The sequence below is a fragment of the Shewanella youngdeokensis genome (genome assembly GCF_033180165.1).
Lineage (GTDB): Bacteria > Pseudomonadota > Gammaproteobacteria > Enterobacterales > Shewanellaceae > Shewanella > Shewanella youngdeokensis.
Map to the genome: position 1 here is coordinate 2359088 of NZ_CP136522.1, position 26744 is coordinate 2385831.

26 protein-coding genes and 1 pseudogene are annotated in these 26744 nt (G+C 40.9%); 13 read left to right on the forward strand and 14 right to left on the reverse strand.

Going from position 1 to position 26744, the window contains the following annotated elements; translation table 11 throughout:
• Positions 1-61: 61 nt before the first annotated feature.
• From can to RGE70_RS10145, 5 genes are all read left to right on the forward strand, one after another.
• A complete protein-coding gene (gene can / locus RGE70_RS10125) occupies positions 62-676 on the forward strand; it encodes a carbonate dehydratase (protein ID WP_310471333.1) in 615 nt (204 codons plus the stop codon).
• A gap of 375 nt (positions 677-1051) precedes the next feature.
• Positions 1052-2236, forward strand: a complete 1185-nt coding sequence (locus RGE70_RS10130; RefSeq protein WP_310471334.1) for a DegT/DnrJ/EryC1/StrS family aminotransferase — start codon at positions 1052-1054, stop codon at positions 2234-2236.
• Positions 2237-2313: 77 nt separating this feature from the next.
• Complete coding sequence (locus tag RGE70_RS10135; RefSeq protein ID WP_310471335.1) at positions 2314-3384, forward strand: iron-containing alcohol dehydrogenase family protein; 1071 nt, start codon at positions 2314-2316, stop codon at positions 3382-3384.
• Between the two features lie 62 nt (positions 3385-3446).
• Positions 3447-4184 carry a 3-deoxy-manno-octulosonate cytidylyltransferase gene (gene kdsB / locus RGE70_RS10140; RefSeq protein ID WP_310471336.1) on the forward strand — a complete coding sequence of 246 codons (738 nt, stop codon included), beginning with the start codon at positions 3447-3449 and terminating at the stop codon, positions 4182-4184.
• A gap of 14 nt (positions 4185-4198) precedes the next feature.
• Positions 4199-4387 carry a DUF2897 family protein gene (locus tag RGE70_RS10145; RefSeq protein WP_310471337.1) on the forward strand — a complete coding sequence of 63 codons (189 nt, stop codon included), beginning with the start codon at positions 4199-4201 and terminating at the stop codon, positions 4385-4387.
• 83 nt (positions 4388-4470) lie between these two features.
• Here RGE70_RS10145 and RGE70_RS10150 read toward each other — a convergent pair whose 3' ends face one another.
• The 4 genes and pseudogenes from RGE70_RS10150 to dapA form a co-directional block, all read right to left on the reverse strand.
• Positions 4471-7563, reverse strand: coding sequence for an efflux RND transporter permease subunit (locus tag RGE70_RS10150; protein ID WP_310471338.1), 3093 nt, complete (start codon positions 7561-7563; stop codon positions 4471-4473).
• Complete coding sequence (locus tag RGE70_RS10155) at positions 7560-8645, reverse strand: efflux RND transporter periplasmic adaptor subunit (protein WP_310471339.1); 1086 nt, start codon at positions 8643-8645, stop codon at positions 7560-7562. The genes RGE70_RS10150 and RGE70_RS10155 overlap by 4 nt, the downstream gene beginning before the upstream one ends.
• Positions 8646-9046: 401 nt before the next feature.
• Positions 9047-10138: pseudogene (gene bamC, locus RGE70_RS10160) on the reverse strand (NlpB/DapX family lipoprotein); the annotation flags it as partial.
• Between the two features lie 8 nt (positions 10139-10146).
• A complete protein-coding gene (gene dapA / locus RGE70_RS10165; RefSeq protein ID WP_310471340.1) occupies positions 10147-11028 on the reverse strand; it encodes a 4-hydroxy-tetrahydrodipicolinate synthase in 882 nt (293 codons plus the stop codon).
• A 240-nt stretch (positions 11029-11268) separates the two neighbouring features.
• Here dapA and RGE70_RS10170 point away from each other — a divergent pair, with 240 nt between their 5' ends.
• The gene (locus RGE70_RS10170; RefSeq protein WP_310472962.1) at positions 11269-11814 is read left to right on the forward strand and encodes a glycine cleavage system transcriptional repressor; all 546 of its coding nucleotides are present in this window, start codon (positions 11269-11271) and stop codon (positions 11812-11814) included.
• Between the two features lie 161 nt (positions 11815-11975).
• Positions 11976-12437: a thioredoxin-dependent thiol peroxidase gene (gene bcp, locus RGE70_RS10175; protein ID WP_375087845.1), complete on the forward strand. Its 462-nt coding sequence runs from the start codon at positions 11976-11978 to the stop codon at positions 12435-12437.
• A 199-nt stretch (positions 12438-12636) separates the two neighbouring features.
• Here bcp and RGE70_RS10180 read toward each other — a convergent pair whose 3' ends face one another.
• Both RGE70_RS10180 and RGE70_RS10185 read right to left on the reverse strand, forming a co-directional pair.
• Positions 12637-13713: an AI-2E family transporter gene (locus RGE70_RS10180; protein WP_310471342.1), complete on the reverse strand. Its 1077-nt coding sequence runs from the start codon at positions 13711-13713 to the stop codon at positions 12637-12639.
• Positions 13714-13808: 95 nt separating this feature from the next.
• Entirely contained in the window at positions 13809-14024 is a 216-nt protein-coding gene (locus tag RGE70_RS10185) for a sulfurtransferase TusA family protein (protein ID WP_310471343.1), read from the reverse strand.
• 111 nt (positions 14025-14135) lie between these two features.
• Between RGE70_RS10185 and bepA the strand changes: the two genes are divergently transcribed.
• The 3 genes from bepA (at position 14136) to RGE70_RS10200 (ending at position 16403) form a co-directional block, all read left to right on the forward strand.
• Complete coding sequence (gene bepA, locus RGE70_RS10190; protein WP_310471344.1) at positions 14136-15596, forward strand: beta-barrel assembly-enhancing protease; 1461 nt, start codon at positions 14136-14138, stop codon at positions 15594-15596.
• A gap of 73 nt (positions 15597-15669) precedes the next feature.
• Positions 15670-16020, forward strand: a complete 351-nt coding sequence (arsC, locus tag RGE70_RS10195; protein ID WP_310471345.1) for an arsenate reductase (glutaredoxin) — start codon at positions 15670-15672, stop codon at positions 16018-16020.
• Between the two features lie 11 nt (positions 16021-16031).
• Complete coding sequence (locus RGE70_RS10200; RefSeq protein WP_310471346.1) at positions 16032-16403, forward strand: DUF2069 domain-containing protein; 372 nt, start codon at positions 16032-16034, stop codon at positions 16401-16403.
• Positions 16404-16599: 196 nt separating this feature from the next.
• Here RGE70_RS10200 and hda read toward each other — a convergent pair whose 3' ends face one another.
• Together hda and RGE70_RS10210 are read right to left on the reverse strand one after the other, a co-directional pair.
• Positions 16600-17310, reverse strand: a complete 711-nt coding sequence (gene hda, locus RGE70_RS10205; protein WP_310471347.1) for a DnaA inactivator Hda — start codon at positions 17308-17310, stop codon at positions 16600-16602.
• Positions 17311-17380: 70 nt separating this feature from the next.
• Complete coding sequence (locus RGE70_RS10210; RefSeq protein ID WP_310471348.1) at positions 17381-18493, reverse strand: DUF2066 domain-containing protein; 1113 nt, start codon at positions 18491-18493, stop codon at positions 17381-17383.
• Between the two features lie 172 nt (positions 18494-18665).
• Between RGE70_RS10210 and RGE70_RS10215 the strand changes: the two genes are divergently transcribed.
• Entirely contained in the window at positions 18666-19919 is a 1254-nt protein-coding gene (locus RGE70_RS10215) for a uracil-xanthine permease family protein (RefSeq protein ID WP_310471349.1), read from the forward strand.
• Between the two features lie 87 nt (positions 19920-20006).
• Here the strand turns inward: RGE70_RS10215 and grxD are convergent, their stop codons facing one another.
• Complete coding sequence (gene grxD, locus RGE70_RS10220; RefSeq protein ID WP_310471350.1) at positions 20007-20354, reverse strand: Grx4 family monothiol glutaredoxin; 348 nt, start codon at positions 20352-20354, stop codon at positions 20007-20009.
• A gap of 224 nt (positions 20355-20578) precedes the next feature.
• Between grxD and sodB the strand changes: the two genes are divergently transcribed.
• Entirely contained in the window at positions 20579-21163 is a 585-nt protein-coding gene (gene sodB / locus RGE70_RS10225) for a superoxide dismutase [Fe] (protein WP_310471351.1), read from the forward strand.
• A 203-nt stretch (positions 21164-21366) separates the two neighbouring features.
• Here sodB and RGE70_RS10230 read toward each other — a convergent pair whose 3' ends face one another.
• The 3 genes from RGE70_RS10230 to RGE70_RS10240 are packed head-to-tail and all read right to left on the reverse strand — an operon-like array spanning position 21367 to position 24230.
• Positions 21367-21876, reverse strand: coding sequence for a BsuPI-related putative proteinase inhibitor (locus RGE70_RS10230; RefSeq protein ID WP_310471352.1), 510 nt, complete (start codon positions 21874-21876; stop codon positions 21367-21369).
• Positions 21876-23702, reverse strand: coding sequence for an AsmA family protein (locus RGE70_RS10235; protein WP_310471353.1), 1827 nt, complete (start codon positions 23700-23702; stop codon positions 21876-21878). The genes RGE70_RS10230 and RGE70_RS10235 overlap by 1 nt, the downstream gene beginning before the upstream one ends.
• Before the next feature lie 30 nt (positions 23703-23732).
• A complete protein-coding gene (locus tag RGE70_RS10240; RefSeq protein WP_310471354.1) occupies positions 23733-24230 on the reverse strand; it encodes a putative 4-hydroxy-4-methyl-2-oxoglutarate aldolase in 498 nt (165 codons plus the stop codon).
• 184 nt (positions 24231-24414) lie between these two features.
• Here RGE70_RS10240 and RGE70_RS10245 point away from each other — a divergent pair, with 184 nt between their 5' ends.
• Positions 24415-24735, forward strand: coding sequence for a hypothetical protein (locus RGE70_RS10245; protein ID WP_310471355.1), 321 nt, complete (start codon positions 24415-24417; stop codon positions 24733-24735).
• Between the two features lie 293 nt (positions 24736-25028).
• Here RGE70_RS10245 and msrQ read toward each other — a convergent pair whose 3' ends face one another.
• Positions 25029-25643, reverse strand: a complete 615-nt coding sequence (gene msrQ / locus RGE70_RS10250) for a protein-methionine-sulfoxide reductase heme-binding subunit MsrQ (protein WP_310471356.1) — start codon at positions 25641-25643, stop codon at positions 25029-25031.
• A 15-nt stretch (positions 25644-25658) separates the two neighbouring features.
• Positions 25659-26681, reverse strand: coding sequence for a protein-methionine-sulfoxide reductase catalytic subunit MsrP (msrP, locus tag RGE70_RS10255; RefSeq protein ID WP_310471357.1), 1023 nt, complete (start codon positions 26679-26681; stop codon positions 25659-25661).
• Between the last annotated feature and the right edge of the window lie 63 nt (positions 26682-26744).

The following is a 26744-nucleotide window of genomic DNA, read 5'->3' on the forward strand; positions in this document are numbered from 1 at the left end:
GCGATTGATGGTAGGCTATCAGGCATAAAAATGTAGTTAACTGACTGAAAATAAGAGCAGAATGAAATTACTAAAACCGCTTTTTGATAACAACAAACGCTGGGCTGGTCGTATTCTCGAAGAAGATCCGCACTTTTTTGAATCACTTGCCAAACAACAAAATCCCGAATACTTATGGATTGGTTGTTCAGACAGCAGAGTGCCTTCAAATCAAATTATCGACCTGATGCCAGGCGAAGTTTTTGTGCATCGTAATATTGCTAATATGGTGATTCATACTGACTTAAACTGTTTGTCTGTACTTCAATATGCTGTCGATGTCCTTAAGGTGAAGCATATTATGGTAGTTGGCCATTATGGTTGTGGTGGCGTAAAAGCCGCTATGGGTACAGATCGCCTTGGACTCATTGACAATTGGCTAGGCCATATTCGTGACGTGCATCGTTTGCACAAAGATGAGTTAGCCGCAATGGACGAGCCAGCTCGCTTTGACCGCCTCTGTGAGCTCAATATCATGGCGCAAGTCGACAACTTAAGTAGCACAACTATTGTACAAGAAGCGTGGCACCGTGGCCAAGATGTAGCCATTCATGGTTGGATATACAGCGTTGAAAATGGCCTTTTATCGGATCTTGATGTCACCATCAATCGAGAAAGTGAGCACGCCGCAAACTAATCTAGCATGTGTAATCGCTGTCACCGCTTTTGGTGGTAGCAACAAATAACTTGCCTGAAAATTGAGGGGCGACCCCTTCGCCTCTTTTACCTGTTTCTAAATACATAATGCGTCTATCGTCCCTGACAGTGTAAACCCGCCTGCTAGCTTGACTCATCTATAATTGCAGACTGTTTGCTCAGTAATCAATGCAGCCTATTGCTCTTAGTTTTAAATGCTCATTAGCTTACCCATTATCCCCGACAGGGTTATGAGTGATATAGGTAAAATAAACACCACAATTATATAACACTCAAGCGCATGAGTGCTTTATCATAACGCTAATATTTCACCCATTTTAGTGCTGTTGGATCCCGTGAATGATAAGGAAATTTCATGCCTGGTTTTGAATTGTTCGGTCTAGAAGAAAAGCAAGAAGTCGCTGATGTTATGGATAACGGTTTTACCTTTCGTTATAACTTTGACCATGTGCGCAACGATCGCTGGAAAACACGTGAAATGGAAGCCCTACTGTGTAAAAAAATGAGTGCTAAGCACGCTCATTTAGTATCAAGTGGCACTGCGGCGCTACAAACAGCAATGGCTGCCGCTGGCATAGGTGCAGGGGATGAGGTCATTGTGCCGCCTTTCACTTTTGTAGCATCCATTGAAGCGGTATTTATGGCAGGTGCAGTCCCCGTTTTTGCTGAAATTGACCACACCTTGTGTTTATCTGCTGCCAGTATAGAAGCGGTTATCACCCCTAAAACTAAAGCCATTAATCTAGTTCATATGTGTGGTTCTATGGCAAAAATGGATGAGATAATTTCAGTGTGTAACAAGCACAACCTGTTAATTTTAGAAGATGCATGTCAAGCAATTGGTGGCAGCTATCGCGGTCAAGCACTTGGCACGATTGGCGATGTAGGCTGTTATTCATTTGATTCTGTTAAAACAATCACCTGCGGTGAAGGCGGCGCGGTGATCACCAATAACGACGCAATATACAAACATGCACATATGTTTTCTGATCACGGTCACGACCATGTTGGCAGTGACCGTGGCGCCGAGGATCACCCAATGATGGGGTTAAATTTCAGGATCTCTGAAATGAATTCTGCGCTCGGCCTGGCACAACTGCGTAAATTAGATAACATCATTGATATTCAGCGTAAAAATAAAAAAATTATTAAAGATGCAATGGCTGAAATTCCAGAAATTACCTTTAGAGACATACCCGATCCAGCTGGTGACTCAGCGGGTTTCTTAACTTTTTTCATGCCCAGCGAAGCACGCACAGTCGAGATCAATAACAAACTCGCAGAGCATGGTGTTGATGGGTGTTTTTATTGGTACATTAATAAATGGCATTACCTAAAAAATTGGCAGCATATTAAACAACTTAAGTCATCAGCAGCTTTACCAATCACATTAATTGAAGATAAGCCCGATTATACTCAAGTGTTAGTCCCTCAGTCAGATGCCATTATGAGTTGCACTATCTCTATGTTAATTAAGTTGTCATGGACTGAGGACGAAATCACTCAGCGAATAGAAAATATAAAGCGCGCATTTGCTTAATACCAATGAATTTAGTGTAGATGTGAAACAATCATCAACACCAATTTTTACAGATGATCTCAAGGAAGGGTGTGGTAATGAGTTTTAAAAATTTCAAATGTGTGCCAAAAATAATTTTTGGTCGTGGTTCATTTGTTCAGCTTGATAGCGTGTTGGCTGCAGAGCGCAAAACCGATGACGATTTTGTGGTATTTTTAGTCGATGATGTACACCGACAGCGCCCTCTAGCAAACCGTATTCCGACCCACAATGGTGATCAAGTCATTTATGTTAATGTTGATGATGAACCCACCACTGACCAAGTAGATGGCTTAACTGAGCAGGTTCAAACAGTGAGTCACAAAGCTCCCGTTAGTGTTGTTGGCATTGGTGGCGGCTCAACCCTTGATTTGGCAAAAGCGGTGGCACTGATGCTAAACAATGCTGGTGGCAGTGCTCAGTATCAAGGTTGGGATCTAATTAATCACGCTGCAATTCACCATGTTGGAGTCCCAACAGTGTCGGGTACTGGCGCAGAAGCATCGAGAACAGCGGTATTGTGCGGCCCGGTGCAAAAACTGGGACTCAACTCTGATCACACAGTATTTGACCAAATTTTATTGGACTCAGAACTCATCGCCGGTATACCGAAACAGCAATGGTTCTACACTGGGATGGACTGCTACATCCATTGCATTGAGTCCCTCAATGGGACCTTTCTGAATGAATTTGCCAAAGCATATGCTGAAAAAGCAATGTTATTATGCCGTGAAGTGTTTATTGATGATCATGCAGATAAAGACGATAAACTCATGATGGCGTCTTTTATGGGCGGCATGAGTATAGCTTATAGCCAAGTAGGCGCATGTCATGCAGTATCTTATGGATTAGGCTATGTTTTAGGGTACCATCACGGTATTGGTAATTGTTTGGCTTTTAATGTACTCGAAGATTTTTACCCTGAGGGTGTGGCAGAATTTAGAGCCATGATGAATAAGCACAATATTGTGCTGCCAACAAATATCTGTAAAGACTTACCCGATCAGACTATCGCCAAGATGGTTGCCGTATCAAAGAGTATGGGGCCATTGTGGGAGAATGTTTATGGCGCAGACTGGCAAAATAAAGTCACTGATGAAATGTTAACCCAATTATTCCGGCGTATCTAAGCTTTTAGGTACTAAATGGCAGCTCAGTTAGATGTCATGAATTTAAATACTAGGTAAATTGAATGAATGTAACACTATTAATCCCTGCCCGTTACGGCTCGAGTCGTTTTCCAGGCAAACCATTAGCACATATTAACGGTAAGCCAATGATCCAGCACGTTTATGAACGTGCATCTTTAGCCAAGGGCCTGAAAGATATCTATGTTGCCACCGATGATGTGCGCATTAAAGATACGGTTGAAGGCTTTGGTGGTAAAGTCATTATGACCAGTGCCGACGCCGCATCAGGCACAGACCGTATCGACGATGCTATCACCCAATTAGGCCTTGGCGAAGACGATTTAGTGGTAAACGTGCAAGGTGACCAACCATTAATTGATCCAATCTCGATTGAACAGTTAATTAGCTTATTTGAACGCCACCCTGGTGAGTTTTCAATGGCAACACTTGGCGTGCAGATCACCAAAGATGACCAGCTAAATGATCCTAACCATGTAAAAGTGGTTTTTGATAATGAACATAATGCCCTATATTTCTCGCGTGCACGGATCCCTTTTGGCCGCGACACGAACGATTACCCTGTTTATAAGCATATCGGCATTTATGCTTATACCCCAAAATTTGTACATACTTTTGCAAAACTGCCTTTAGGTCGTTTAGAAGAACTAGAAAAGTTAGAGCAATTGCGCGCGCTTGAGCATGGGCATAAAATTAAAATTGCCATCAGTGCCTTTGACTCACCAGAAGTAGATACTCCAGAAGACATTCGTATCTGTGAAGCACGTTTAGCCGTTGATTAATTGAGGATTAGTTTATGTCTGATCTAGAAGTCGCTCTAATTATTTTCCTCGTTATAGGGGTTATAGCCAGTAATATAGCCGTATTGAAATACAGCGCTAAATACAAAATGCCGCAATTTGGTAAAGATCAACATAAGCCTTCTGATAATAAGCAGCACGCTACAAGCAAACAAAATTCAGATGATAACGATACCGATGAATAATCGATAAGCCTGCAACAGTTGCTAAATCGTATTTCAGACAATAAAAAAGGCGCTTAATGCGCCTTTTTTATTGTTAACTTTACTTATTTTGTTAACTCTTTATCTAATTGCTGAGCCACTAATTCAGGCGAACCCGAATTTTTAGCAATAAGAGAATAAGCTACCGGGATAACAAATAACGTAAAGAAAGTAGCTAACGTGATACCAGACAGCACGACAACCCCAATCACAAAACGGGTTTCAGCGCCGGCTCCTTGCGACATGACTAACGGAATAGCACCTGCTCCGGTGGTGATCCCCGTCATCAAGATAGGCCGTAATCGTTGACTTGAGGCTTGAATAATCGCTTTTTGAAACTCGATGCCTTTGTCACGTAATTGGTTAGCAAACTCTACAATTAAAATACCATTTTTAGCCGCCAAACCAACCAACATAATGATACCAATTTGACTATAAATATTAAGAGTTTGCCCTGTGGCCCATAGCCCTATCAATGCACCTAATGTTGCCAATGGTACAGTCAGCATAATCACAACCGGGTGTACATAACTTTCAAACTGCGCAGCCAAGACTAAAAACACAATCCCTAAAGCTAACAAAAATACAAAGTACATTGAGCTACCTGAATCTTGATAATCTAGTGACTGCCCTTTGTAACTCACAATCGCCTCTGCAGGTAGGTATTGATGCGTTAACTGATTTAAGTACTCGAGCGCTTCACCTAAACTATAACCTTCGGCTAAGTTTGCCTCAATGGTAATGGCTCGCATACGGTTATAACGATTTAATTGACTCGCATCAGCAAACTCTTCCACACTGACTAAGTTTGATAAAGGGATAAGCTCTTGGGTTCGGTCAGAGCGTACATAGATATTTTCGAGATCATCAGCGGTATTTTGGTTTTCGCGTTTTCCTTCAATGATCACATCATACTCTTCGCCTTCGCGCATAAAGGTGGTCACAAGCCTAGACCCCAATAATGACTCAAGTGTGCGCCCGATATGTGAAATCGACACCCCAAGATCTGATGCTCTATCTTTATCAATAATCACCTTTAGCTGAGGTTTAGTTTCTTTATAATCATGATCTAAACCAACAAGATTTGGGTTATCTTTGGCCTTTTCAATAATAATGTCGCGCCAGCGAGCGAGCTCTTCGTAACTTGGTCCCCCAAGTACAAACTGTACGGGTTTACCAACACCGCGGCCAAATGCTTGACGCATAATTGGAAATGCCCTTACTCCGGCAAGATCCGCTAACCGCTCACGAATGTCGGTCATGATCTCAAACGCACTGCGTCTTAACGCCCAATCTTCAAGTACAATAACCGCCATACCATTTGAAAAGTCTGAACTGGTGCCAAAACTACGTGGAGCTCGAATTAATAATCGCTTTACCTCACCTGAGTCTACTAACGGCATTAAGCGGTTTTCAATCTCATCCATGTAGGACTCAACATATTCAAAACTAGCTCCTTGTGGACCATTTACGAGTAGGAACATTGAGCCACGATCTTCTTTTGGGGCAAACTCTTGCGGTACCTCTGTGGCTAAATATGCACTACTGAGTAACGCAACCAAAATCACGGAGCTGACTAAAGTAGGATGCTGCATCGCTTTTCTTAACCATGCTCGGTAACCAGCAGATAGTTTATCCATCGCGTTATCAATTTGTTTTACCAGCCAAGTTGACTCGCCTGCCGGTTTAAGCACTTTTGAACACATCATCGGACTTAGCGTTAATGCCACTATGCTGGAGAAAATAACAGCAGCACTCATAGCTACAGCAAATTCTTTGAACAACTTACCTATGTCGCCTTCAAGAAAGGTTATGGGCATAAATACGGCAACCAACACTAACGTCGTAGCCACCACAGCAAAGGCGACTTCTCGGGCGCCAAGAAAGGCGGCCTTTAACGGTGAATCGCCCTCTTCTATTCTACGGTGAATATTTTCAAGCACCACAATCGCGTCATCAACGACCATACCAATGGCTAAAATCATCGCTAATAGCGTTAGTAAGTTAATCGTGTACCCTAAGGCAAAAAGCACGATAAATGTCGCCATTAATGACACCGGAACCGTTATCGCCGGGATTAACATGGCACGCACACTACCTAAAAACAGATAAATAACGACAATCACCAACGACATGGCAATAAACAAAGTTTGGTAAACTTCGTTGACCGACGCTTCAATAAACACTGAGCTGTCGTAAGAGCGTTTAATCTCCATACCTTCTGGTAAGGTGGGATTGATCCGATCAACTAACTCATTCGCGGCACGGGCAACATCTAAAGTATTGGCTGTCGACTGCTTTGATACCCCCAAGCCAATCATTGACTCTCGGTTACCTCTAAATGTAATCCGTTCCTCTTCTGAGCCAATTTCAACATTAGCAACATCGCCCAGTTTTATCAGGTAGCCATCATCGCCTTCAGCAAGCACCAGGTTTGCGAAGTCTTCTGCGGTGCGAAAACTTCTTTCTAGCCTCACGGTAAAATGGCGTTCTTTAGACTCAACACTACCTGCTGGCAGTTCTACGTTTTCAGACTTCAGTGCCGATTCAATATCAGCTACCGTTAAATTTCGGGCAGCTAACGCTTGTCTGTCGATCCAAATACGCATTGCGTAGACTTTACCGCCCCCCAAGCGCATGTTGGCCACTCCGTCAATAACAGAAAACTGATCGACAAGGTAGCGTCTTGCATAATCCGTTAGTTGCATGGTATCCATTTGGCTAGACACCAAATTGAACCACATAATCACTTCATCTCCCCCATTTGCTTTTTGAACTTCTGGGGGCTCGGCCTCTTCGGGCAGATTGTTCAGTAGACCTGAAACGCGGTCGCGTACATCGTTGGCAGCAGCTTCAATATCGCGGCCAACATCAAATTGTAATGTCACACTTGAGCGACCATCACGGCTGGTTGAACTGATATTTTTAATGCCCTCTACACCACTAATTCGGTCTTCGATCAGCTGCGTGATCCGGCTTTCAACCACCGCAGCACTGGCGCCAAGGTAATTGGTTTGAATTGAGACAACAGGAGGATCAATATTGGGGTATTCTCGCAGTGGTAACTTATCAAACGCGACCAATCCAAAAATAATTAATAGAATGCTGATCACCGAGGCAAAAACCGGCCGTTTAACCGAAAGGTCAGTTAAAATCATACCAATGGCTCCACGCTGGCTTCATTTAAAAAGCTAAACTTTTCGCTATAGGTTACGGTCACTTTATCATCTGGACGGACTTTAAGGATCCCACGGATAATGACTTCCTGCTCAAGTTCAACCCCATCAAGAATTTCGACCCAACCACGCTTACGTAGCCCGATGGAGACTTGTTGTTTTTCTACCACGCCTTCATCATTAACCAAATAAACATACTGCCGGTCTTGAATTGGTATGATTGCCGATTCGGGCAAGATTAAGGCTTCACGGCTTTGTTTGATAAGTTTCACCTTCATCAACATGCCAGGCAGTAAACGTAATTTGGGGTTGGGTATTTCCGCACGTACAATCACAGTACGAGTTCTGGGGTTTATACGGCTATCAATAGAAACAACTTTTCCAATAAACAGTTCATCATCAAATGCAACGGCTGTAGCCTCAACAGTTTTGCCAATTTCAAGTGCTTGTATAAAGCGTTCAGGAATTGAAAAATCTAACTTAATAACTGAAATATCATCGAGGGTCGTGATCGGATCACCTGGGCTCACCAGCGCCCCCACACTCACTTGCCTTAAACCAAGCGCTCCGGCAAAAGGGGCTGTGATCCTTCGGTCGTGTAATGCCGACTGTGCCTGCGCTAACTCAGCTTTGGCGGTGTCAATTAAGGTTATTAAACGATCTCGTTCTAGCTCTGCAATCGTTTGACTTGTCACAAGTTCGCGAATACGATTCAATTCTCGCTCGTGATCTTCAACAGTGACTTTAGCCACCGTCACGCGCGCACGCTGCTCACTGTCTTGTAGTTGAATGATCAACCGCCCTTGCTCTACAAGATCGCCATCTTCAAAGTTTACCTGCGTTACGACTTCCGATACCTTCGGTGTGACTGTAATCGATTCATTAGCTTTGCTAGTGCCTAATGCTTCTACTTCATCACGAATGGGTTGAATCGATGCTTTAGCAACCACCACATTGACAACAGCCTTGTTTTTTTTGCTTGTTACCACATTACTATTTACATAATATTGGTAACCCGCAGCCACAGCTAAACCTATCAGTACGATTATTATTATTTTTTTCATGAACTTCCCGGCAATATACCTACATAACTGCCAATTAGTTTACCTAGGTTTAACGCAGCATCAATACGTTTTACGTCTACTTACAATTAATACATTTGAGCTACTCTATTTCGTACAAAACAAGCCGCTTTACATCAAAACCTTACGCTTAACGTGAACTGTCGCAGGTTATGTTTGCAAAGTCAGAGTTATCCAGTTAGCCAATGCCTAATTATTAAATAGCATTGTGAGTAACAAGCGATGAGTCTTAGTGTCGATAAAGTCAGAAATACACAAATTTAGGCCAAAAAAAAGGAGCCAAACAGGCTCCTTTTTTAACTAGATTGTCGTTACTTCTTTGGGCGCTCAGGGCGTTCTGGACGCTCAGATTTTTGCGGCGCGGCATCACGATCTTTAGAATCGCGACGATCTTCTTTCATTGATTTAGAGAAAACTTCATAAACACCGATAACCACTTCATTACTTAATGGCAAGTTATCTTCACCTAATAAATGAATTTGTGTTTTGTTTTCATCAGCATCATCTTTAAGTTCAATTCGGTATGAACCTTCAGTCAATGTCTGTTTCTTTTCGCCCCATAAAGTGCTCCAAAATCCTGATTCGTCGGTTACATTGAAATATAACAGTCCTTTATTGCTGTCTAAATCAACGACCTCAAAATTTAATTCAGGCAAAACTATACGTAAACGGTCCCATGTACGCTTAAATTTTGCATCAGCAAGCCAATATGCAGCTTCATCTTCTTCAGCAACTAAACCTACATCAATACCCAAGCTTTGTTTTATTTGCTTAGCTTTAATACCATTGTCACGCTTGACGCTCATATAACTAATTGAATCATTCAAAATATCAATTGTGTAGCGGCGTCTATCGTCTCCAGTCAACAAAATATCTTGCAGTTCGCCATCAAATGACTCTTCATGCTCCAATAAGTCAATTGTCACGTTACCCGTACGGCCGTGTGGTCTAACATCAACGTTATATTTATAACGTTGGCGTAAAAGATACACTTTATCATCGCCCCAAAGGCTTGATTCAACCACTTCTGAACGTTCTATCCAATCGGTTTCAAAAGTACCTGCGTCATAGTTTTCTGCTAGAATTGGCAGTGACTTACTAACAAAGTATTCCTTTAATACACTGAATATTTCTTTTTTAAGATCAATATCATTGTCAATTGACTCAACGATAATCTTAATATTGTCGTCACCCTCTTCTACGCGTGTTCCCGAAGCCATTGCTAAAACTTGTAATGGTGGGCGAATATCTAGACGACTTCCTACTAGGGTCTTATCAGCTGTTTTGCCAATGTTTGGAATGTCATATTCTTTACTGTAATTAGGTTCATTTAACCCTGCAGGAATAACCAGTTTAGCAGCAGGTTCTAAAGTACTGTACGGGTGTTCAACGTCATTAACTTGTCTTCTATCAATTGGCGAACTGCAAGCTGTCACAGCGGCAATTAATACTAATGGTGATATTTGCTTTAGCATTTTTATTATTAAACCTCAATTCCGGCATTTTTCATTGCTTCTAGCAACAGACCATGAAACTCACTAGAAAGTTCAGTTAAAGGTAAACGAATTTGACCTTCTGTGATTAACCCCATTCTATGAGCAGCCCATTTAACAGGAATTGGGTTGGCTTCATAAAATAGCGCACTGAACAAACTTTTAATTGTATTCTCTTCGGTTATTGCATCTGCAGAACGACCTGCTAATGCGGCATCACACATAGCCTTGAACGCTTTAGGCACAATATTATTGGCAACAGAGATAACGCCATTTCCGCCTAATGTTAAAAATTCACGCGCGCTAGCATCGTCGCCACTATAAAGTAAAAAGTCATTGCCGCATAACTGACGTAATTGAGCCACGCGAGCAAGATCGCCCGTTGCTTCTTTCACGCCAATAATATTACTTACACTTGCAAGCTCAGCGACGGTTTCAGGTAACATATCAACAGCTGTTCGCCCTGGAACGTTATAGAGGATTTGCGGTATATCTGTGCTTTGAGCCACGGCAGTATAATGTGCAATTAAGCCTTTTGGTGATGGCTTATTGTAATAGGGAGTAACACCCAACATAGCGTCAACGCCAACGTTAGACAGCGCTTTAGTCAGATCTATGGCTTCTGCAGTCGCATTTGCTCCGTTGCCACCAATAATCGGCAAGCGGCCTGCGGCAAACTTTACAGTTTGTTCAACAACTTTAATATGCTCAGCTGGAGGCAAAGTCGCAGACTCGCCTGTTGTTCCAACGGCAACAATAGCATCAGTACCTTGGGCAATATGGTACTCGACTAATTTTTCAAGACTCTTATTATCTACTGTGCCATCACTATTCATTGGTGTGATTAAGGCAACGATGCTTCCGTTTATCATGTGTATTCCCCAAGGGTTCAGGACTGGCTATGGTACTGATGGAATCAGTTAAAAACAAGCACTACTGAGCATCTCTTGCCATATTAGTTATCAAGTTGAAACATAATAAATATGTTAGTCCGCTACAACGATGAAGATCCCAAATTCACTAAGTTGTGTTAGCATTGCAACCCACGTAAAAAACACACTATCATAATGCTGTTTTTTTAGGCTAACCAATAAGAATAAATGGGGTATATGATGTCCAATCACTTGGTCGTTACTGCGATGGGAGTAGATCGTTCAGGTATCGTGAGTAAATTTGCTCGACTGGCAAGTGAATGTGACTGTGACATTGTCGACAGTCGAATGGCACTTTTTGGTAATGAATTTACCTTAATAATGATGCTGTCTGGGTCTTGGTCTTCAATCACCAAAATAGAATCAACATTACCAAATTTAAGTGTTGAACTTGAATTAATGACGGTAATGAAACGCACATCAAAACATACAGCAAAAAACTACATCTCGCGTTTAGAAGTTAATTTCAGTGGTCATGACCAACGCGGAACCATGAAAAAAGTGACTCAATTTTTAGCTGACCGTTCATTAGATCTTGCTGCGGTAAAATCACATGCTGAAGAAGATGATGCCGGTAGCCCGACGCAGAATATTTCATTGACCGTCAATGTACCTGAAAAAGTTGATCTAGCAAAATTGGAGCTCAGTATTCATCAACTTGCTAAAGAAATGGGTTTAGAGTGCACCCTCGAACATATGCAAGGTACTGACAACAAAACTAAGTAGCGTTATGTTAGAGTAGATCCAAATTAGAATGTCCTGTTTAAGATAATCACTAGACAGGACCAGTTTGCACCCTATTATTGTAATCATCTAGCTCATCAATAATGTACTAATAATGGACATTCATTTGATTAGACTACAACCGACATTATAAGGATATGGAAATGGCAATTGAAGTTGGACAGGTTGCACCTGACTTTACGCTTTTGGATCAAGACAGCAACTCAGTGACGTTATCTGAGCTTAAAGGCAAAAAAGTATTGCTGTATTTTTACCCGAGAGCAAGCACGCCGGGTTGTACAACCCAAGCTCAAGGTTTGCGTGATTCTAAAGCGCAATTAGACTCCCTTAATGTTGTTGTTCTTGGGATCAGCCCTGATACCCCTAAAAAGTTGACAAACTTCATCAATAAACAAGAGTTAAACTTCAGCCTTCTCGCAGATGAAGACCATGCGGTATGTGAAAAATACCATGTATGGCAACTGAAAAAGTTTATGGGTAAAGAGAATATGGGCGTTGTGCGTACCAGTTTTCTCATTGGTGAAGCAGGTAACATTGAACATGTATTCGATAAGTTCAAAACTAAAGATCATCATGAAGTTGTATTAGCACACTTAACGCAATAGGGTTGGCTATAGGCTCATACTAAGCTTGAATGATTACCTACATTGCTGGAACTAAAAGGAGCCTTTTGGCTCCTTTGCTGCATCTAGGCACCTTGTTGACAGCTAAGCTATGTCTTAAGGCTGTGTTTACAATAGTAAAGGGGCCTTAACCCCTTTATTATTACAAACTATGAGTATGAAACTGCCGCATTGACGGGTGTCATGATCCAGTATTGTTAGGTAACGGCTCTCTCACCGGCCAAGCGTTAATCACGGCTTTAACTAAAGAAGCAAGTGGAATAGCAAAAAATACTCCCCAAACGCCCCATAAACCGCCAAATATCAGCACGGCAGCAATAATAAACACCGGATGCAGATCAACAGCATCAGAAAACAGTATTGGTACTAACAGGTTTCCATCTAATGCTTGAATAATGCCATAACCAAGCATCAAATAGCCAAATTCGGAGCTGACACCCCATTGGAAAAATGCGACCAACGCTATAGGTAGAGTCACCAACGTTGCACCAACATAGGGGATCAAAACTGACAACCCAGTCAATACGCCTAACAGGGCGGCATAACGTAAATCCATGAGCGCAAAAAATGCATAACTCACCACCCCAATGATTACAATCTCAATCACTTTCCCGCGAATGTAGTTGAAAATCTGTTGATCCATTTCACTCCAAACTTTACGGGCTAAATCACGATTAGACGGGAAAAATCGTTTACTGCCACTAATCAACAAATCTTTATCTTTGAGAAAGAAAAATACCAACAAGGGGACTAAAATCGCATATACCATCAGTACTAATAATGATGCCGAATAGCCCAGTAATTGCTTGCCAATATCTAAAATATGCTCAGTATCAAGCAGTTTTTTAAGCTCAGCGACCATGGTGTCAAGTTGGTTAGGATTGATAAACTGCGGGTACTGATTAACGTATTGTTGAGCGGTATATAAGCCCTTATCAATCATACTCGGCAAGTCACCAATTAGGCTGACTCCTTGTCGCCATATGCTAGGCACCAAGCCAAAACACAGCATTAACATCAACCCAATGAAAAGAAACAACACCAACGAGGCAGCAGGAGTACGACTAATACCGACTCTTGCCATTTGTGCAACTGGCCACTCCAATAAAAATGCTAATACTAACGCAACTAACAAGGGCGCTAAAAGGTCGCCGGCGAAATATATCACTAATGCCAACCCAACTAGAATAAGCACTAAAGTTACAGCTTGTGGGTCGCTAAAACGTTCTTTATACCAACTGCTTAAAATCGATAACATTAAAATTCCCTAATCCGGTAGTAATGGCTAGGCATTGGACTACCGTTTAAAATATATGTTCTACAAAAAATGATGTAAAACGGTGTAAAATCACTTTATTTAGTGATTTCAAGAGTCAAAATACTCTCTTCATGTTGTAATACTTTGTGACAGAAGCCGACTTTTTTTAAAAATCGGGGAACATCTAGCTTAGAACCAGGGTCTGATAGCTGTATTGTTATTTTTTCACCCGATTTTAGTTGTTTAAGTGCCATTTTAGTTTTTACTAATGGTAAAGGGCATCGATATGAAGTTAAATCAATAATAATCATAATGATCTTGCTATGAACAATCTAAGCCTATTATCCTAATAAGTGGCACAAATCACAAGCTAGCATTATGAACAAACAACAACATAAGCATAGCCCAATTTAAGGATCCGCTTGAGCAAATTAACTTTTTCAAAATCCGTTATCGCTGGGACTTTAGCTTTTATATTAAGCACTTCGACCCCTTTTTCATTTGCAAATAACGATTTGCCAGACCTTGGCACTGCTGCGGTCAACACATTTAGTTTAGAAAAAGAAACCGAATATGGTGATGCTTACATGCGCGTGATCAGAGCATCAGCCCCAATGTTGAACGATCCGGTATTGAATCAATATTTAACCGAATTGGGCAATAAATTAGTCGCGCATGCAACCGGGGTTAAAACACCATTTTATTTTTTCTTATTACGTAATGATGAAATTAACGCCTTTGCCTTTTTTGGCGGACACGTTGGTGTTCATTCAGGGTTATTCCTCAATGCCGATACAGAGAGTGAATTAGCATCTGTAATTGGACATGAAATCACCCACGTTACCCAGAGACATTTAGCTCGCTCAATCGAAGCACAAGCAAAGAGCTCTACCGCAACCATCGTCGGTATGTTAGGTGCTATCTTACTCACAGTTGCTGCGCCACAAGCGGGCATGGCAGCGTTGGCAACGACACAAGCCTTAGCCACACAGGCAAGAATTAATTACACCCGTTTACATGAAAAAGAGGCTGACCGTATTGGCATGCAAATATTAGTTGATGCTGGGTTTGATCCAGATGGCGCAGCTAATTTTTTCAATAAACTGGCAGCCCGCTATCGTTTTACCACTAAGCCACCGCAAATGCTGTTGACTCATCCTTTACCTGAATCACGTATTTCTGAAGCCAGAATTAGAGCTCAGCAGTACCCTTTGAGACACGTTCCCGACAACATTAACTTTCAGTTAGCTAAAGCACGTATTCAAGTGCGCTTTTCGGGGTACAGTGAAGCGGCTGCATTATCCATTTTTGAAAAACAACTTAAAGAGAATCGCCACACCTTTAAAAGCGCTGCAGAATACGGCAAAGCACTTGCGCTATTTAGAATGGAAGAGTTCGATGAGTCAGAGGTCATTATCGATAAGTTATTAGCAAAATACCCTAATAACCTGTTCTTCATCGACACTAAGACTGACTTACTGACTCACAAAAAAGAGCACAGCGAAGCCATAGCATTGCTGTTAAAACAAAAACAGTTAAAACCGACATCAACTGTGGTTAACACCAACTTAGCCAATGTTTATATTGAAAATGGTCAAATGGATTTAGCCATACCATTATTAGAAGAACTCATTTTTTTCGACAAACAAAATCAAATCGCTTATTTATTACTGACTGAGGCCTATAAAAAGAGCGGTAATAAAGCGATGGAGCACTTTGTTAAAGCCGAATCATTAGCGTTAGCCGCTGATTATAAAACAGCCATAGACCAGTTAAACTTTGCCTATAAAGCTTCAACGGATAACCCACTACAATTAGCAAGAATTGAAGCCAGAATTAGGCAATTTAGACAAGCTGATAAAGCAATCGAAAATTTAAATTAACGCACTGTTTACTGTGACTCAGATCACTCATTGAAGTATAATGCTGGCAAATTAGGCGATTAGGACTCAAACAATGACCACAGTAAGCATTATTCATAACCCTCGCTGCTCTAAAAGCCGACAAACATTGGCGCTATTAGAAGCGCGAGGTTGTGATATACAAATAATTGAATACTTAAAAAATCCACTCTCAGCACTGCAAATTGAAAGTATTTTAACAAAATTACAAGTCACGCCAAGACAGATGATGAGAACTAAAGATGATGAGTATAAGCTACAGGGTTTAGATAACACATCAATTTCAACATCACAGTTAATTGCGGCAATGGTTGAAACCCCAAAGTTAATTGAACGGCCAATTGTATTAGCCAACAATAAAGCTGCAATTGGTCGACCACCTGAAAATGTATTAACCATTTTATGAGTGAGCATACAATGCAGTCTTCTACCCTCTTTAAACTTTGTCGTACAGGGTATGTCATTTTAGTGATACTACTTACAGGCTGGTTTATAAACCAAGGTATATCAGGCGAATACTCGCTAATATTTAACCTGCTATGGATTATTCCTTTGCTATTGCCCCTTAAAGGCATTCTTATGGGGCTGCCTTACACTTATGCATGGGCAAGCTTTATACTTTGTTTATACATGCTGCATTCACTAACTTTATTATATGTTACCGAACAGCATTTCAGCTTTGCACTCACTGAAACATTACTCATCGCTGCGCTACTGATTGGTTTTCCATATTACGCCCGAATTCGCGGCAGGGAGCTTGGATTAGGGCTCAAAAAAAATAAGAAGTAACCCAAACAGTAGGATTGATATTGGTCAGTCTTACTGCTTTAGCTGGCAACTAACACTGACGCATGGCAACCAGAAAACTGTCTACCCAGCTCTATTGTATTTAACCTAATGGCCTAATAGGTTGCTCTAACAATACATTCAGATATAAAAAAACCCAGTTTCAACTGGGCTTTTGTTCACAAAAATATTTATCTAGCTATAAACGCAGCATTTCCTTAATGAAAGGAATAGTTAGCTTTCGTTGATGTACTAATGAGGCCTTATCAAGTCGGTCAAGCACATCAAATAATGTTCTTAAGTCTCTTGCTAATCGGTTCAGTAAAAAACGACCAACATCTTCAGATAACTGTAAGCCTCTCATTGCTGCTCGTCGCTGCAATGCTGCGAGCTTTTCATCGTCAGCCATTGGTTGTAGTTGGTAATTTAAACCCCATTGCATTCTTGATAGTAAATCGGGTAACAAAAAGCCGGTATCAACCGGTGATACGCTGGCGCTTAACACTAGCGAGCACGTTTTTTGTTCAGAAATGCGATTGTACAGGTCAAAAATGGCTTCTTCCCAAACCGGGTGTCCAGCAATGGCATTGACATCATCAATGCAAACCAAGTCGATGGTTTCTAACCCCTCCAGTAATGCAGGAGAGATACTGGCATAGATCCCTAACGGTATGTAAAAGCTACTACGACCCAATTCGTTGGCATGAGCACATGCCGCATGCATTAAATGTGTGCGGCCCGATTTCTCTGGTCCCCAAATATAAACTGCACCTTCAGTACGACCTTCAGCGCATGCCTGTAGGCTTTGTATGATTTCATCGTTGCCTGCAGCTGGGTAATAACTGTTAAAGGTTTCATCATCTGGCAGATGAACGGGTAATGATAGTTGTAACGGTGAGTTTAATTTCACTCAGGAGTATCTCGACAACGCAGTATTTCAATAGGTACACATATTAGCATGTGCACCTTGAAATTGGGAGCTATTGACCTTTCCAATAGTAGATCTGTGTCTGTTTATCGACGTTACCTACCGACTCTAAGCCACTAGATCGCGTTCGCGTCGACGTTATGTCCGACATAACAGCAATACGGGAGTCTAATTTGATCAAGCGATGCAAATCGTCTTCGTCACCAAATAGTGCCACATTAAACTCAACATCTTGTCCTTTTACTTGTGCAATGCTCACCGACTTAACAGCACTAAGTTGGTTAAGGTACTGCTCAATTTCAACTATCTGCTTCATCTGAGTGATATCAGTAAACGCAATTTTGGTTGTTAATTTTTCACCAGAATCAGCAATCGCATACTGACCAACGTAATATTCACTTGTTGCTGTAGTAATGGCGATAACCGCTTCTTCAATCGTTGCAACTCGCCCACTTCTATTCGTTATGGCTGTATGTTGGCTAGAACCTTTAGCACGCTCTACTGGATAGAGCGACATTTGGTATTCAAAGCCGATATCAACTGTCGCTACAGTGGCCACAATAAAATAATTTGACTGGTAGCGCGACGATGCATTAGCAACTGTGTCAGTAAATTGGCCACGAATATCATTTACACCCACTTGCATCGCATCATCTAAATCCATTAATGGAAACAACAACGGCACGCCTCTGTTATCGGCTTGAGTATTAAACGCTTCACGGGTGGGCGATTGCGATTCATCCGCCAATATTTGCCTTTCGGTTGCACCATCTTCAACGAGCCACACTAACGTCAGTGGTCGCTGAGCACCCCAAACTGGCAGCCCTGCTTGACGTAGTAAACTAATCACACGTTGATGGTCAAAACTGACTTGCAGCAACAACTCTCCGTCAAGCTCTTGGTAGCCATATTGAGTCATTATGCCCTTGGCATTAGCAAGCTGTTTAACAACGTCTGGGTGAGATAAAGCTCTTTGGGTTCCGGAGTTTTTAAGAATAACGTCTTCAAGACCTTTTTTTATGGCTTGGTCTCGTAACTGAATCGCTCTTGACTCAATTAAAACTAAACTTTCATCAAGATGACCAATTTCAGTTGCATTCGCCTGATTAAAGACGCTTACAAATAAAGTCAACATCATCAAGTAACGATACATAAATCTCAGCATATTCAGAATTCAAAAATGACATAATTAATTAAATTGTACCACAGCAATTTTAGAACGGTATTTTAATCAATCCTCTTTTTATGTATTAACTCAGCAATTATTGACTAAAGCGCTTTATATTTTATGTAACAAAGTTATGATGATTTTGTTTAAATTAAATACGGAATGAAACATGAAAAACCTAACACTCCCTTTACAAGGGGCGCAGATGTTGTTTGTGGCCTTTGGCTCGTTAGTATTAATGCCCTTATTAACCGGCTTAGATACCAATGTTGCACTCTTTACCGCTGGGATCGGCACGTTGATTTTTCAGCTAATAACCAAACGCCAAATTCCAATATTTTTAGCCTCTTCATTCGCTTTTATAGCCCCAATTATGTATGGCGTTCAAACATGGGGGATCCCATCGACCATGGGCGGGCTAATGGCTGCTGGCTTGGTGTATGTGATATTGGCCGCAACGATTAAAGTCAGAGGCTCTGGGTTTATCAAACGATTATTGCCTCCAGTTGTTGTCGGCCCGGTTATTATCGTTATCGGCCTAGGTCTTGCTCCAGTTGCAGTGAACATGGCAATAGGTAAAACTAGTGATGGCAGCGTAGTATTAGTTGACCAAAATATTGCACTGATAATTTCCCTTGCTTCGCTAATAACGACTATTGCAGTGGCCATTTTCGCAAAAGGGATCGCTAAGCTAATGCCGATTTTAGCTGGCATTACAGTTGGGTACTGCTTAAGTTTAGCTTTCGGCATCGTTGATTTTATGCCCGTGACCAACGCAAGCTGGCTGGCATTACCAAATTTTGTTGCACCAGAATTTAACTGGCATGCCATATTATTTATGATCCCAGTCGCTATTGCGCCAGCAGTAGAACATATCGGCGATATCTTAGCGATATCAAATGTAACCGGAAAAGATTTTATCAAAAAGCCTGGATTACACCGCACGTTAGCCGGTGATGGTTTTGCCACTATCGCAGCGTCAGCTTTTGGTGGTCCACCTAACACCACTTATTCTGAAGTAACAGGCGCAGTGACCCTAACAAAAGCCTTCAATCCAGCCATTATGACCTGGAGTGCGATCACCGCCATTTTGTTAGCCTTTGTTGGCAAGCTAGGGGCTTTGATGCAAACAATTCCTGTTCCCGTTATGGGCGGTATTATGTGTTTACTGTTTGGTTCTATTGCCGCTGTAGGTCTTAATTCGCTCGTAAAAAACCAAGTAGATATGAATGAACCACGTAATTTATGTATTGTGGGAGTCACCTTAGTATTCGGTATTGGCGGCATGGCATTTGGTATTGGCTCGTTCAGCCTGACCGGAATAAGCTTATGTGGCATTGTCGCTATTGTTATGAACATTGTGCTACCTGACAATGCAGCCGCTCACGCTAAAATAGTGAGTGACGATATCGATCCTCTGTAAACTTAACCACAAGATTAATGCTAAAAATTCGCATAAAAAAGCCCTAAACATTGTTAAGTGTTTAGGGCTAAATCTAATTAGCAGAGATTAACTCGTTGCTTGATCGTCTGCTGTTTTATATTTAGCAGCGGCTTCTTTAATTAGCGGTTTAAGCTCACCTTTTTGGTACATTTCAGTCAAGATATCACAGCCGCCGATAAGCTCGCCTTCAATCCACAACTGTGGGAAGGTTGGCCAATTAGCGTATTTTGGAAGTTCACTACGAATATCTGGATGCTGAAGAATATCTACGAAGGCAAACTGCTCTTCACAATTAATCATGATCTGTGCGACTTGAGAAGAAAAACCACAGCTTGGTAGCTTTGGTGAACCTTTCATGTAGACAATGATTGGGTTTTCAGCTATTTGCTGCTTAATTTTTTCGACAGTTTCCATTTTAGATCCCTGGTTTATACAAGATTGCAATGTCACTATTGTACTTCAGTATTCAGCAGAACGAAAACCTACTTTTTGCATGGATATTTTTAATAGAAATAACCGATTGGAGTAATCGACCATTTCGAATAAACAATGATACACTTCACAAGTATATTAGGTAAAATGTCAAACAGTGAGTGAGAACGTATAAAACAATAATCTAGAGTTAATGGAGAAAACTAATGGCTTTCGAATTACCCGCATTACCTTACGCAAAAAACGCCCTTGAGCCACATATCTCGGAAGAAACAATTAATTATCACTATGGTAAGCATCACAATACTTACGTTGTTAAGCTTAATGGCTTAGTTGAAGGTACTGAGCTTGCTGGCAAAAGTTTAGAAGAGATTATTAAGACTTCTACTGGTGGTGTATTTAACAATGCAGCTCAAATCTGGAACCATACTTTTTACTGGAACTGCTTATCACCAAATGGTGGTGGCGACGCAACTGGCCCTGTTGCTGACGCAATTATTGCTGCGTTTGGTTCATTTGATGCATTTAAAGCCGCGTTCACCGATTCAGCAGTCAACAACTTCGGCAGCGCTTGGACATGGTTAGTGAAGAAAGCTGATGGTACTGTTGCCATTGTTAACACCAGCAATGCTGCGACTCCGTTAACTGATGAAACCGTGACACCAATCATGACAGTCGATGTTTGGGAACATGCATATTATATTGATTACCGTAATGTTCGCCCTGATTACATGGCACACTTCTGGCAATTAATTAACTGGGATTTCGTTAACGCAAATTTTGCAGGTTAACCTTATTCAGTTTTAACTAATGATACAGAGCAATCATTTAAAAACACTTTAAAGAGTATGTTTTAAAAATTGTATAAAAGTCCGAGCCCACATTTTGAGCTCGGACTTTTTTATAATCAATTTAGCAAAAAAATGCCGCAAACTGGTTCGCGGCATTGATCAAAAGTGTGATTAAGACGTTTAAAAACGCCTGTTAACCCTGCTTAAAATTGGTAACGTACAGGCACCATTGCTGGCTTTTTCGACTCAGTCGCTTTGCCGGCAAATACGGCTTGGATATAAAAACCTTTCTTAATAGTCAAAGCCGTCGGTGCTGCAATGGTAAATTGAACACTTTGTGTTTTACCTGCAGCAATAACGGTTTCACGAATTGCCTGTGAGAACATCATGTCACTAGACCAAGTCCAAACCTTATGCCCTTCAGGATCAAATAACCATAAGTCGGCTACCATGCCTGATGTAAACATTAAAGGTACACCGTAAGACTGCTGATTACTGTATTGCAATGTCACGTTGATCTCGCCACTTGCCGCGGTATTAACCTGTAAGTCCCCTACCAGTAAACCTTGTGCTGAAATATCATCTTTAACCAAAGCAGCTTTCTGACTGTGATCTACAGGTTCCATTTTCGCGTTTTCATTGCTATGACTTGCCAACCCAGAGCACCCTATCGTGCTCAACATTACTAATGTTAATGCAGTCTTTTTTAACATTAAAAACCTCCAAATTTTTTCAACAAGCTGTCTTTCAGCTCATCAGTCTTCTCTTTAAGCGTCGAATTTAACAAGGCTTGGGTATCGAGTGCAAACTTAGGCTCTAAGATTGTGCCGCTTATCGCAACTGGGATCTCAACACCGTAGAGTGCATCACGCTCATTACCACCTTGCCCTTCAAGTGAGCCGACAACGGACGAGGTTAATTTATAATCTAGCACCTCGTTAATAATATTAGCTGTACCGGCTCCGGTTAGCCTAATAAGTGGTGAAGCCATATTAAGATCAGGATTGGCGACAACACCTTGAGCCACATTAAATGAGCCCGTCATGCTAGTGAAATCAGTTTTTTGCTCACCTGTTGTGCCGGATGCAAGATCGCCACTAAGTTTTGCTTTAGCATCGCGGATCATTTGAGGAATATTGACACCATGAATAGCGCCGTCAGCAATTTCAAATTGTCCATTCGCGATTAGGTTCTTCTTCAAGTTGTCCGGTAACAGGCTATTTCCTTTACCAGCAACATTAAAGTTGGCTGTGCCATCAAGCATATCCACTTCAGCGGCATCCATTAACAGAGCACGAATATCAACGCCTGATAAACGTTTATCAAACTCATACTTAGCTATTTTGTTGCTGCCATCTAATGTCGCTGTCGCTTTAATCACTCCACCATAAAGCTCGGCAGAAAGATCACTGACATTGGCAATACCGCGCTGCATTACCATTTTAAAATTCCAGTTTTGCGTTTTTACATTTGCCACTTTTACTGATTTAACTTTAATGCTCACATCTAAATCAACGGACTTCATAACGGTTAAGTCTGGCTCTACAGTACTAGCCGCATTGCTTGATTCTTGCTTTGTCGCTACAGAATCATCCCCAGTCGACTGCGGTAGTAGTTCATCCAAATCAATATCAGATACCTCAAGAATTGCAGCTATAGTTGGAACCTGCTGACCAAAAGCAATATCAAGCTGGCCAGACGCATTAACGTCTGCGGCACTAAAACTGGCTAATGCTAAATTCATGGTCTGTTTATCTAATGCCAATTCAACTGATGTCGTGAGGTTAGCCTGTAATGAACCATTAGGTATCCCATCGGCAGTAATTAAGTTTGACACCACAAAATCATTAATAGTGATATGTTGCAGGCTATTTGAGATCTTAATCTGCCCTGCGCCCGTGCTGTTTATGTCAAGATTTGGCATTGATGCCGTAAGCTCATACTCTAGAGGTGCAAATTCATCTAATTGAAAGCGGCCTAAAATTAAAGACTTCAAATTCAGTACTTGCTTAGCGTTTGTTTTATGGTCGAAGTTACTAATTTCAGTATTAGTGATAGAGATCCCGCCAATATCGAGCTTTGATAAAGTAACGCTATGGGCTTGAACGCTGGCGGTTTCGGCATCAGGGGTTTCAGTGGCTCCAGCTTGAGTATTTAACCCATCGAAACTGCTTGAACCATCAGTCTGTGTTTCTAGTGCCAATGTTAAGCCATCTAGGTTTAACTGTGATATTTGAACTTCTTTTTTAAGTAATGGCATTAACGCGACTTCGGCAACAGCTTGATTGACTGACACCATAGTTGGACTCTTAAAACCCTGTGGATTAGTTAATGTTATGCCACCGAGTTTAATCCCTAAACTGGGGAAAAAAGTCCATGACAAATCACTTTCAATAGCCAACTCACGACCCGTTTTATCATTTACAACCTGTACGATTTGCGGCTTAAAATCATTTGGGTCAAATATCACAGTAATATAAATCACTAATGCAGCCAACGAAGCTAAAACAACAATCAAAAACCATTTTAAAATTTTCATAATCGATCCTTTCTCAATAACTACTGGCAACTATAAACCTAGTACGGATAAATCTAACGCTTGATTAGATAACGCTATACCGTTGAGATCGGCATAAACATAAGATGAAGGCTTAACAATAGTGTCTTCAATCTCAATCGTAACATTACGTTCACCAATGCCTTTCTTCACCGTTTTTATCGGATTTACTCCGATAGCTTGAATACCTATACTCATGGTTTTAAGCGCTGCAACATCACGGACGCAACCGTATATAATGACCCCACTCCAACCATTAATCTCTGCATTTTTTGCAATCATATCACCAAGCAATGCACTATCAGTGATACCTTGACCATCAACGATGAGTACTTTTCCTTTACCATCATTCGATAACGTCTCTTTCACTAATGAATTATCTTTAAAACATTTAACCGTTACCACTTCGCCCCAAAAAATATCCTTTTGACCAAAAGACTTAAAAATAGGGGGAAGCAAAGATAGTTTATCAGCGTGAGCATCGAACAAGTCGGGTAATAGATCTAACATTAGCGTTTCCTTACTCTAAAAGAAATATAACATGCTAGTAGATTGACAGTTCTCACTCGTAAACCCAAGTAATTAGTTGTCTTTTATTAAAAATAAGCTATATTTTTCTTTAATAGATTTAAATTACAAACTATAATATTAATTGTCTACTTCTGGACATACCTCTATCTAACCTCGGACTCATATGAAAGACAACCTTGATTTAGAATCTGCCATAGCTGCATTAGACCAATACGGTTATGATAAAAAAACTAGTAGTGACCTTGAGCAAGCTCGTAATAAGCCTCAAATGTTAAAGTATATTGCTTCTCTTGATTTTAATTTACGACGTTTACTTATTTTGCAAGACGCCGTAAATGAGCTTGTTGAAAATGAGAAACGATTATTGGCGCAACAAGAAAACATTCAAACTTATAAGACAAAAATAATAAACCTTTCTCGTCAGTTCAACATTTCTTATGATGAAGTGATCCAGATAATGAGACAGCAAGAAAGTCAATTATAACGCTAACTAGCCTTTTTGGATTAGAAATAGCTAAAAAATCTATACAGGCTTTAACTTACGTTATAAAAAGCCACGCATACTGCCTATGGATGGGCAAAAATGCATGCTACTCACTTTATTAAGCCATGATTTGGCTCCCTCAGACTTAATAGTCTGTAGCGAGTTAGCAATAAACCCATTTACAAACTCTCGCAATAACCAGCAAAAGTCCCTCCCTTTATTAAAACACTTGTATCAAATATAATGTTACATTCTAAATCACATATATCATTTAAGCCTGCTAACGATTACATTCATTTGTCTAACATATGTTTCAATAATTTAGATTGATAAACCCGAACAGCGAGAAGCCATCCTATAATGAAAAAATAGAGTATTGGCTCTATAATTTCAGATTTTACCGACCAATAGAAATGTATTGGAACCAACAAAGCAATCAAATAAATACCATTGTGTAGCCTTTGCCAGCGTCGACCCATTTTGCGCATCACACTTTTAAATGAAGTAACAGCCAAAGCAAGCAGTAATAAATAGGCGATAGCGCCGACCAATATATATGGCCGCTTAGTTACCTCATCAAAAAACATCCGCCATGCAAACAGTAAGTCTAAGCTAAAAAATGCCATAATATGTAAACTTGCATAAGCAAACACATATAAACCCACCAATCGCCGAGTTTGTAACAGAGCACCGAGTTTCAGTTTTCTGGCGACAGGTGAGATTAGAAGCGTCAAAACCAACGCATTAAGCGCCCCAATCCCAGTATAATGAATGATATATTGCACCGGGTCGCCACCCGCATTACCGTTAAATACGGTCAAAAATAAATATATAATTGGAGTTAACCCAATACCATGCATCCAAACTTTTAGCCAAAATAACGAACGTGAAGTTAATTTTAACGGCATTTATGTTGGTCCCTGTTAAAAGTTGGTTTTAAGGTTAATCCCGTCATAAAGCCCAGCAACCAAATCTCCGTAACCATTAAACGGCAACGTAGGGATCCGCTTAGCCGAAAATAGCCCGCCTTCTGCAATGCGTCTCTCAGATGCTTGTGACCAACGGGGATGGTCTACATCTGGGTTTACGTTTGCGTAAAAACCATATTCATTTGGTGCTAATAAATTCCACGATGATCTAGGTTGCTTATTCGTTACCGTAATACGTACAACAGATTTAATACTTTTAAAGCCGTATTTCCAAGGCACCACTAACCTAACCGGCGCACCATTTTGAGGCGGCAGTGTTTTTCCATAAAGGCCTACTGACATGAAAGTCAGATCCGTCATCGCTTCTGCCAATGTTAAGCCTTCGACATAAGGGTAGTTTATTCCGCCACCGCTATAACGATTCTTTTGGCCTGGCATTTGTTCTGGATCAAACAGAGTTTCAAAAGCAACATGGGTTGCATTACTTTTAACACCTGCTTTTTTTAATAAACTCGCCAGCGAAAAACCTACCCAAGGGATCACCATTGACCATGCTTCTACACATCTAAAGTTATATATACGTTCTTCCAAAGCAAACATGCTTAACAGATCGTCATAATCGAGTGTTAACGGCGTATCGACCTCGCCATCAATTACAAGCTGCCATGGGTTAACTTGCAATGACTGCGCATTATCGACCGGGTCGGTCTTACTGGTGCCAAATTCATAAAAGTTATTATGCGATATCACCTTATCTTCTGGAGTCAAATCACCATAAAGTAAGTGGTCGTAAAGCGTCTGCTTAGCATGTGGTAATGCTCCTCTTAAAAATGCAATCTTTTGTTCTTCACTGGTGAAAAAATCAAACACCCCGGCATTAGCTTGCGAAGACAATAACGCCCCAGCACCAACAAAACCCATCTGTTTAAGAATACGCCTACGATCATGGTAAACCCCTTCGGGTGTTACATCACAATCCTTAAACTTGTTCCAAGTTGCTTTCTTAATGATATTCATTTTGGCGCTATCCTCTTGGTGAAGCTATTAAATACCCTTGTTAACTCAGACCGTGTAAACATT